Source organism: uncultured Campylobacter sp., from assembly GCF_938045405.1.
GTDB lineage: Bacteria > Campylobacterota > Campylobacteria > Campylobacterales > Campylobacteraceae > Campylobacter_B.
Window position 1 is genome coordinate 1 of record NZ_CALIMW010000050.1, and the last position, 2059, is coordinate 2059.

Annotated in this window: 4 protein-coding genes; all 4 read right to left on the reverse strand. The window is 47.9% G+C overall.

Annotated elements, in window-relative coordinates:
- Nucleotides 1-126 precede the first annotated feature (126 nt).
- A complete protein-coding gene (locus tag Q0140_RS01555; RefSeq protein WP_297960963.1) occupies nt 127-663 on the reverse strand; it encodes a hypothetical protein in 537 nt (178 codons plus the stop codon).
- Entirely contained in the window at nt 663-830 is a 168-nt protein-coding gene (locus tag Q0140_RS01560; RefSeq protein ID WP_297960966.1) for a hypothetical protein, read from the reverse strand. The genes Q0140_RS01555 and Q0140_RS01560 overlap by 1 nt, the downstream gene beginning before the upstream one ends.
- A 9-nt stretch (nt 831-839) precedes the next feature.
- Entirely contained in the window at nt 840-1325 is a 486-nt protein-coding gene (locus Q0140_RS01565) for a hypothetical protein (RefSeq protein WP_297960969.1), read from the reverse strand.
- Between the two features lie 9 nt (nt 1326-1334).
- On the reverse strand, nt 1335-2059 hold a 725-nt coding region (locus Q0140_RS01570; RefSeq protein ID WP_297960972.1), incomplete at its 5' end, for a hypothetical protein.

Sequence of the window (2059 nt, forward strand, 5' to 3'; positions counted from 1 at the left end):
GGCGGGAAGGGGAGCGACCTCGCAATTCAAGCCCCCTTTCCGCCCCAAATAAATGCCGATCCTCTTTCTTTTTTATTTCTAAAACTCTGAGAGCCCCCTTATGAGTGTGCGCGAAAGCGCACAAAATTAGCGCCCCCATAAAAATAAAACCAAAAACGCCGCATCCTGCATAGCCCCATAAAATACCTCTTGCCTACCCCACGCATCGCTTGCCTCAAAAGCTCGAAATCGCAACGTCCATTTTGTGCGATACCCCAGCTCACAAGCAAGAGGAAAACCTACCGCAAGAGCTACGGCAAAAAGTGGGGCGGTATAGACGCCCGCAAAGAGCAGCGGCACGAATACCAGTAGCCACCAAATCAGACCGCGGATCGCGAGACAGAGCCTACAATACGCTAGCCAATGCGCCCGCGGATCGAAAAGCTTAGCAGCGATGCGCTCAATAAATTTCACTTCATGCTCGCTTGTGTAGCTGCCGTGGGTTACGAGCGCGCCGACCCATACGCCCCAGCCTTTGGCCTCGCCCAGCAAATACCCGAGCCCGCAGATGATCGCGAGGTAGAAATTCCCCAAAAACGCAAATACCAGCAGGGCTACTACCAAAGCGTTAAGCTTGGCGAAGTATGAATACTGCCCGCGTAGTCTATTCAGTATCCAAAACATCATCGCTCCTTCGGGCGGCTCTTCACAAGGGGTGCGAACACCCTAAGGATATTCATCACATTGGAGTGGCCCCATTGATCGCACTTGCGCGCCCTTAGAAAAATCACGATAGGACAAGCCAAAATCCCTAAAATAAAGCTCGTCAAAAATAGTATAAAATATCCCATTTGTTCCTCCTATACTTCTATTGTGTCTGCAAATTTGATAGCTTCAAGCGCCTTTGCGGTTTTTGCCTTCTCGATTGCGGTTTCATAGCCCCACTTCAGCACGTGCAGCTTCTGCCCAGCAATCTGAATGGCGCGTTTAATCTTTTTGAGGTCTTCCTGTCCTCCGATCTTTTTCATCGAATTGTCATACATGCGAAATGCGCGAATTTCGAGGCTATCGAAGGTATCGATCATGCTTCCGATATTCAGCAGGTATTTATAGCCGCCGTTGACGGCGCCAAAATCTTTGATCTCAACCTTGCAGCTCTCGCCCATTGCGTTCACCCACGAAGCAAGCTCTGCGGTCTTTGCGGCTTTGAGCTCCTCAAGGCTCGGCTCAAGCATACTTTTTGCCTGCGCTTCTGTTATTTTCGTTAGCCCCTCTTTAATCTGATCCTCGCTCACGTCGTCATCGTAAGCGTAGATTTGATTTTGTGAATTTTTGTAGTATTTCATTTTTTATCCTTACCTTAATTCCCACCAGTAAAAAGAGCTACCTGTGGTAAGAGAATACTCTGCGTCGTTTGGAACTATTCCGTAATATGTTTGCTTGGACGTTCTACCTTGATCACCTCCCCCAAAAGGAATAGATACGTCGCCTATTTTGATGGTATAGTTCGCCCAAGCTAGGCACATAATCGTTAGTTGTATCGGTCTGCCCGTCTTGTTCGTGTAGGTTGCGCCGATCTGTCTTTGCGAGGTAACATTCTGCAAAGTCTGGTCTATTCCCAACAGCCTATTAGATATCGCATCCGCATATTGCTTGGCGGCATTTTCAGATATTGCAGTATCCGCCAAATTTCCCGTGATGGAATTCTTTAGTTTTACGATACCTGCCTTTGTTTCCGTAGCAGCTTGCGGGGCTGCAGGGATATCATCTTTTTTGGCGTATTTATCGGCAGCCAGCCCACCGAGTTTTGTGCTATCTGCGGTAGATGCCGCGATAACCTTATCATTTACGCTCGCAAAGTCTAGCCACGCGGTGTTTGTTTTGTCGCGAATTTTTAAGATATTGTTCGTAGTATCCAACCATAGCATTCCTCCAGTAGGATTTACGGGCCCTAAATCGCCCGAGTTCAGCGTTGATAGCGCCGTTAGCATTTCGCTAGCTTGCGTTCGTAGCTGTATTCCGCTTAGATTTGGATCTATCGTAAATTTAGTCACCTGCGCCATTATTTCCTCACTTTCTT